This window comes from Halomonas sp., assembly GCF_041689495.1.
Classification (GTDB): Bacteria; Pseudomonadota; Gammaproteobacteria; order Pseudomonadales; family Halomonadaceae; genus Halomonas.
The window spans coordinates 1-6,726 of the sequence record NZ_JBDNGD010000050.1 but is presented as its reverse complement, the minus strand read 5'-3'; the positions used below and the strand labels follow the sequence as shown (position 1 = coordinate 6,726).

Annotated in this window: 6 protein-coding genes; 4 read left to right on the top strand and 2 right to left on the bottom strand. The window is 63.3% G+C overall.

What is annotated here, in order from left to right:
- Nucleotides 1-137: 137 nt before the first annotated feature.
- Nucleotides 138-1,097, bottom strand: a complete 960-nt coding sequence (locus tag ACESMD_RS01655) for a GlxA family transcriptional regulator (protein WP_372609721.1) — start codon at nt 1,095-1,097, stop codon at nt 138-140.
- Between the two features lie 88 nt (nt 1,098-1,185).
- Here ACESMD_RS01655 and ACESMD_RS01650 point away from each other — a divergent pair, with 88 nt between their 5' ends.
- The 4 genes from ACESMD_RS01650 (at nt 1,186) to ACESMD_RS01635 (ending at nt 6,340) form a co-directional block, all read left to right on the top strand.
- Entirely contained in the window at nt 1,186-2,436 is a 1,251-nt protein-coding gene (locus ACESMD_RS01650) for a sarcosine oxidase subunit beta family protein (RefSeq protein ID WP_372609719.1), read from the top strand.
- A 109-nt stretch (nt 2,437-2,545) separates the two neighbouring features.
- Nucleotides 2,546-2,833, top strand: coding sequence for a sarcosine oxidase subunit delta (locus tag ACESMD_RS01645; protein WP_372609717.1), 288 nt, complete (start codon nt 2,546-2,548; stop codon nt 2,831-2,833).
- A complete protein-coding gene (locus ACESMD_RS01640; protein WP_372609715.1) occupies nt 2,830-5,778 on the top strand; it encodes a sarcosine oxidase subunit alpha family protein in 2,949 nt (982 codons plus the stop codon). The genes ACESMD_RS01645 and ACESMD_RS01640 overlap by 4 nt, the downstream gene beginning before the upstream one ends.
- Nucleotides 5,771-6,340: a sarcosine oxidase subunit gamma gene (locus ACESMD_RS01635; RefSeq protein WP_372609713.1), complete on the top strand. Its 570-nt coding sequence runs from the start codon at nt 5,771-5,773 to the stop codon at nt 6,338-6,340. The genes ACESMD_RS01640 and ACESMD_RS01635 overlap by 8 nt, the downstream gene beginning before the upstream one ends.
- An 82-nt stretch (nt 6,341-6,422) precedes the next feature.
- Here ACESMD_RS01635 and ACESMD_RS01630 read toward each other — a convergent pair.
- Nucleotides 6,423-6,726: hypothetical protein (locus tag ACESMD_RS01630; protein WP_372609711.1), on the bottom strand; the 304-nt coding region annotated here is incomplete at its 5' end.

Here is a 6,726-nt window from a genome sequence, read left to right as displayed (position 1 = left end):
GGTAACCAATCGTCAACGGACGGTGGAAGCAGATAGGCCGTGTAACGGTCGATAGAACGAAAGTTGCTCATGGCGGATCCGTGGTCAATTTGGTGCCAGCATTATCTCATGTTGAATGCGGAAAGTCCGACAGGCTGCTAGCGATACCGCGACGGCGCCTGCCCGAACTGCGCCGCATAGCTGCACGAGAAATGCGACGAATTGGCAAATCCGGTCGCCAGCGCGATTTGCGTCAGGGGCAGGGCTGAATTGCGCAGCAGGCTCTGCGCCCGTGCCAGCCGCAGCGCGCGGTAATAGCGCATGGCGGGCTGCCCCAATTGTTCGTTGAACAGCCGGTTCAGCTGCCGGGGCGATACACCCGCGACTTGCGCCAGTTGGCCCAGATCCAGCGGATCGGCGATATGGCTCTCCATCACCTCCACGGCGTCTAGAATGGCGGGGGTGTGTGTACCCACACGCTCGGCCAGTCCGCCGCGTTGGGGGCCAACGGGGGGGCGGATTTCGGTATGCATGAACCAATCGCTGACCTGCCGCGCGAATCCCGCGCCATGGCGGCGCGCGATCAGAGCTTGCATCATGTCCAGCGGCGCAATGCCGCCCGCGCAGGTCATCCGGTCGCGGTCGATCACGTATAGCGTGCGTTCGACCGCCAGATCGGGCGACATCTCGGCCAGCGCCTCGGCATACTCCCAGTGCAACGTCATACGCCGCCCGGCCATCAGCCCGGCGCGCGCCAGAAAGACCGGCCCGCCAGACACACCGCCCAAATGGACACCTTCGCGCGCCAGCCGCGCCAGCCAGCGATAGAGCGCTGGATCGGCGTAGCTGCCAATATCGCCCCCGGCGATGACGAACAGCATGTCCAGCCGCAGCGCATCGCCAACCTGTGCATCCGGCGGAATAACGGCAGCGCTCGAACTGCGCACCGGGCCGCCACTGGGGCCGATATGCACCACCTCATATAGCGGCTGGCCCGCTAACAGATTGGCGGCGCGGAGCGGCTCGACCGTGGCTGCATAGGACATGATGGCAAAATCCGCGATCGGCAGGATGCCGATTCGTATAGGCGCTTGGGAATGATCGGCGGCTATGTCCATTCCAGATATCTATCCGACCTTTTCGGGAAAGTGCAAATGCCGCAAACCCACCATGCTGGCGACGACCTGACATATCGGACGATCCCACATGCGCTATTCTGCACTCCGCATCCTCAAGGAAGGCCTGACCGGCAACAAGGGCTGGACCCCCGCCTGGCGCGAACCTGAGCCGAAGGCTGAGTACGATGTCATCATCATCGGCGGCGGCGGTCACGGCCTTGCCACCGCGTATTATCTGGCCAAGGAACACGGGATTACAAACGTCGCCGTACTGGAAAAGGGCTGGATCGGCAGCGGCAATATCGGGCGCAATACCACCATCATCCGATCCAATTACCTCCTGCCGGGCAACGAGCCGTTCTACGAGCTGTCGCTGAAGCTGTGGGAAAACCTCGAACAGGATTTCAACTACAACGCGATGGTGTCGCAGCGTTCGATCCTGAACCTGCTGCATTCGGATGCGCAGCGCGATGCGTTCATCCGGCGCGGCAATGCCATGTTCCTCGCTGGGGCAGACGCCGAATATGCAAGCGCCGAGCAGCTGCGCGAAGAGCTGCCATTTCTCGACTATGACAACGCGCGCTTCCCGATCAAGGGCGGGCTTTACCAGCGGCGCGGCGGCACGGTGCGCCATGATGCGGTCGCATGGGGCTATGCGCGCGGCGCCGACACGCGCGGCGTCGACATCATCCAGAACTGCGAAGTCACCGGATTTCAGATCGAAAACGGCACCTGCCGCGGTGTCGAGACGTCGCGCGGCCCGATCCGCGCCAAGAAGGTCGCGATGTGCGTCGCAGGCTCCTCGGGCCGGGTCGCCGCACAGGCCGGGATGCGCCTACCGATCGAATCCCACGTTCTGCAAGCCTTTGTCACCGAGGGGCTCAAGCCGGTCATCCCCGGCGTCATCACCTTCGGCGCGGGCCATTTCTATGTCAGCCAGTCCGACAAGGGTGGGCTGGTCTTTGGCGGTGATATCGACGGCTACAACTCCTACGCGCAGCGCGGCAACCTGCCCGTGGTCGAGGACGTGGCCGAGGGCGGCATGGCGATCATGCCGATGATCGGGCGCGCGCGCCTGCTGCGCAGCTGGGGCGGCATCATGGACATGGCGATGGACGGCTCGCCCTTCATCGACAAGACCGATATCGCTGGTCTCTATTTCAACGGCGGCTGGTGCTATGGCGGATTCAAGGCAACGCCGGCCTCCGGCTGGTGCTACGCCCATCTGCTGGCCAAGGGCACGCCGCATCCCGTCGCCACCGAAATGCGCCTCGATCGGTTCCGGCACGGACATATGATCGACGAAAAGGGGCAGGGCAACCAGCCCAACCTGCATTGAGGCGGCCCATGCTTTTTCTTGGTAAAAATATCCAAATCGCGTCCGTGCTGCAGGTCCAGGGCCGTGCAGGCGCGCGCCGCTTTCAATCCGCTTCACCCGAGGTGACCACATGATCATCGACCATCCCCTTCTCGGCCCGCGCGATGTCGCCGAATTCATTTATCTGGGCGACGCCGCCCTGATCGACCGCCCCGATTGGCAAGCCGAGGATGCGGCGGATGCGTTTTACGAATACGGCTATCTGCGCGGCAACATCGCCGGGCCAATGCAGGAGCTGTGGTATCATGAGCAGGGCGACCGCAGCTGGCTGGTCGTCACGCGCGATACGGTCACGCACGAAATCACAGACGTCAAAATGGCCCGCGACGTGGCCCGTGCAAGAGGGCGCAGCAAATGAGCCAGATCAACCGCATCAAGGGCGGCCTCATCGACCGCGCGCAATCGCTGAACTTCACCTTTAACGGTAAATCCATGCAGGGCCATGCAGGCGACACGCTCGCCTCTGCGCTGCTCGCCAATGGTCAGGTTCTGGTCGGTCGCTCGTTCAAATATCACCGCCCGCGCGGTATATTCGCCGCCGGCAGCGAGGAGCCAAACGCGCTGGTCCATTTGCGCACGGGTGCGGCGCAGGAGCCGAATACCCGCGCCACCGTGGCCGAGCTGTTCGACGGGCTGGCCGCCACCAGCCAGAACCATCGCGGCTCGCTGGAATATGACCTGATGGCCGTGACCGATCTGATGTCGCCCTTCCTCAGCGCGGGGTTCTATTACAAGACGTTCATGTGGCCCAAAGCGTTCTGGGAAAAGCTGTACGAGCCTGCGATCCGCGCCTCTGCCGGCCTTGGTCGTTTGTCGATGCACGAGGATCCCGACACCTACGACAAGGGCTTTCTCCATTGTGATCTGCTGGTCATCGGCGCCGGTCCTTCAGGCCTTGCCGCTGCCCTTGCAGGCGCACGGTCCGGTGCGCGCGTCATCCTCGCCGATGAGGATTTCGCCCCCGGCGGTCGCCTCAACGCCGAAACGCTGGAAGTGGGCGGTATGAGCGGCGCAGGCTGGGCCGCGCAGACGGTGGCCGAGCTGGCCTCGATGGACAATGTCCGCCTGATGACGCGCACCACGGTTTATGGCGCCTACGATCATGGCATCTATGGCGCGCTGGAGCGTTGCACGGATCACCTGCCCAGCGCAGGTGGCAAGCCGCGCCAGATCCTGTGGCGCATCTATTCCAAGCGCGCCGTGCTGGCGGCTGGTGCAACCGAGCGGCCCATCGCGTTCGGAAATAATGACCGCCCCGGTATCATGCTGGCCGGCGCGGTGCGTACGTATGTCAACCGCTACGGCGTGACACCGGGCCACCGCGTCGCGGTGCTGACCAACAATGACGATGGCTGGCGCACCGCCGCCGATCTGGCCGCCAAGGGCGTCGAGGTGCGGGCGATCATCGACACCCGCGATGCCCCCGCCGTATGCGACGTGCCGGGCGCGCGCCATATCCGCAGCGCGGGTGTGGTCGATACCTCGGGCCGCCGCGCGCTCAAGCGGATCACGCTGACCGATGGCCAGATGATCGACGTTGATTGCCTCGCCGTATCGGGCGGCTGGAACCCGGCGGTGCATCTAACGTGCCACCAGCGGGGCCGCCCGGTGTGGAATGATGCCATCTCGGCCTTCGTGCCGGGCAAGGACCTGCCGCAGGGCATGTCCGTCGCCGGTGCCGCGAATGGCCAACTGACGCTGGCTGCCGCGTTGGCCGAGGGTCGCAAGGCCGCCAATGCGCAGATCAAGGATTTAGGGTTCACCCCCTCGCGTAAGGCCGCGCCGAAGGCCGATGACGAGGCGCATGAGGGCGCGCCGAAATGGCATATTCCTTCGGGCAAGACGCGCGCGTGGGTCGATCTGCAAAACGACGTGACCGTCAAGGATATCAAGCAATCGCACCAAGAGGGTTTCCGCTCGGTCGAGCATCTCAAGCGCTATACGACCACCGGCATGGCCACCGATCAGGGCAAGACGTCGAATATCCCGGCGCTGGCCATCATGGCCGAATGCACCGGCAAGACGATCCCCGAGACGGGCACGACCATCTTTCGGCCGCCCTACACGCCCATTCCCATCGGCGCGCTGGCAGGCCGGGCACGCGGCACCGATTTTCGCCCCTACCGCCTGACGCCCAGCCACGAATGGGCCAAGGCGCATGGCGCGACCTTCATCGAGGTCGGCAACTGGCTGCGCGCGCAATGGTTTGCGCGCGGCAGCGAGGCGGGCTGGCGCGATAGCGTCGACCGCGAGGTGCTGAACACGCGCCAATCGGTCGGCATTTGCGACGTGACCACGCTGGGCAAGATCGACATTCAGGGCAAGGACGCCGCCGAATTCCTGAACAAGGTCTACGCCAACGGTTTTGCCAAACTGGCGGTGGGCCGCGTGCGCTATGGCATCATGCTGCGCGAGGATGGCATCTGCTATGACGACGGCACCACCGCGCGCATGGCCGAGAACCACTTCGTCATGGCCACCACCACCGCCAACGCGGTTCTGGTGTTTCGCCGGATGGAGTTCGCGCGCCAATGCCTGTGGCCGGATCTGGACGTACACCTAATTTCGACCACCGACGCGTGGACGCAGTTCGCCGTCGCCGGCCCCAACGCGCGCAAGCTGCTGAGCAAGATCGTCGACGGCGCGCAGGACATGTCGAACGAGGCGTTCCCCTTCAATGGCTGCTGTGCGGTCACCGTTTGCGGCGGCACGCCTGCGCGCCTCTTCCGCATCTCGTTCTCGGGCGAATTGGCCTATGAGGTCGCCGTGCCTGCGCGATTTGGCAATTCGATGATGGAAATGCTGATGAAGGCGGGCGAAGAATTTGGCGCCTGTCCCTATGGCACCGAGGCGCTGGGCGTCATGCGGATCGAGAAGGGTCACGCGGCCGGCAATGAGCTAGACGGGCGCACCACGGCCCATAACCTTGGCATGGCGCGGATGGTCAGCGACAAGAAAGATTGCATCGGCAACACCTTGTCGCAGCGCCCCGAACTGAATCGTGAGGATGCGGAAAAACTGGTCGGCTTCCGCCCCGTGGACCGCAGCGTCAAGCTGATTGCAGGATCGCATTTCATCACCAAGGGTGATGAGGCGACCATGGCCAATGATCAGGGCTGGATGACGTCGGTGGCCTATTCGCCCAGTCTTGAGCATTCCATCGGCCTTGGTTTCATCAAATCCGGCGATGCTCGGATGGGTGAGATTGTCCGCGCCGTCAGCCCCGTCCACGACACCAAGATGGAGGTCGAGATCGTCTCGGCCCACTTCATCGACCCCAAAGGAGAGCGCCTGCGTGCCTGATTTCACTCTCACCGCCGCCCCGCCGCTGGCAGGCTACGACCGCAGCTTTGGCGATATCCAGCTGATTGCACCGAAGGATCTGGCCATCGTGTCCATTGCGTTGCCTTTGGGCGCCGAGGACGCGGCCAAGAAGGCGATCAAAACCGCTTTCGGAGTTGCTCTGCCCGAGGTTGGCCTGTCGGACGTGGCCAAGGATAAGTCCACCGCCATTATGCGCCTTGGGACCGATCAGGCCTTCGTTCTGTTCCCCTGCGCCACGCCAGACGCCGAGCCGCAGATCGCGGCCAAGCTGAAGGGCGCGGCCTACACCACCGATCAGACCGACGGCTGGTGCGCCCTGCAAATCTCCGGCCCCGGCGCGCGCCGCGCACTGGAGCGGATTTGCCCGGTCGACCTGCATCCGGGTGCATTTGCGATCAATGCCATCGCGCGGACAGTGATGGAGCATATGGGCGCCATCGTTGCACGCACCGGCGAGGATACGTATCTGCTCCTGTCGGCCAGCTCATCGGCCAAGTCGTTCCTGCACGCAGTTGAGGTCTCGGCGCAGAACGTGAGCTGAGAGCGGTAGCGGCGAAGTTCTTCAAAAGAGCCCGGTGAGCTACGCCCTTGATTTCGGGCGAAGTAGCACTTTGGATACAAATCTAGAAAATCCTGGAGCGGGCGATGGGAATCGAACCCGTGTCATCAGCTTGGAAGGCTGAGGTCTTACCATTACACAACGCCCCCTCAGGCCATGCCTGATTAACGCGGCCCACGCGCCGAGGCAAGCGGACAGGGCGCATTCCGCGAAATTTTGCCGGAGTATAGGAAGAATAAAAGCCCTTTTCCCTAAAGTCCACAGCTATTGAACAGCCGATCACCTCGCTTTTCGCCCTGATCGCTGCACAATCTGCGCTGAATTCCACCACCAGTGCCTGAACTTTCTCAGGCTTTTCGCCCATTTCC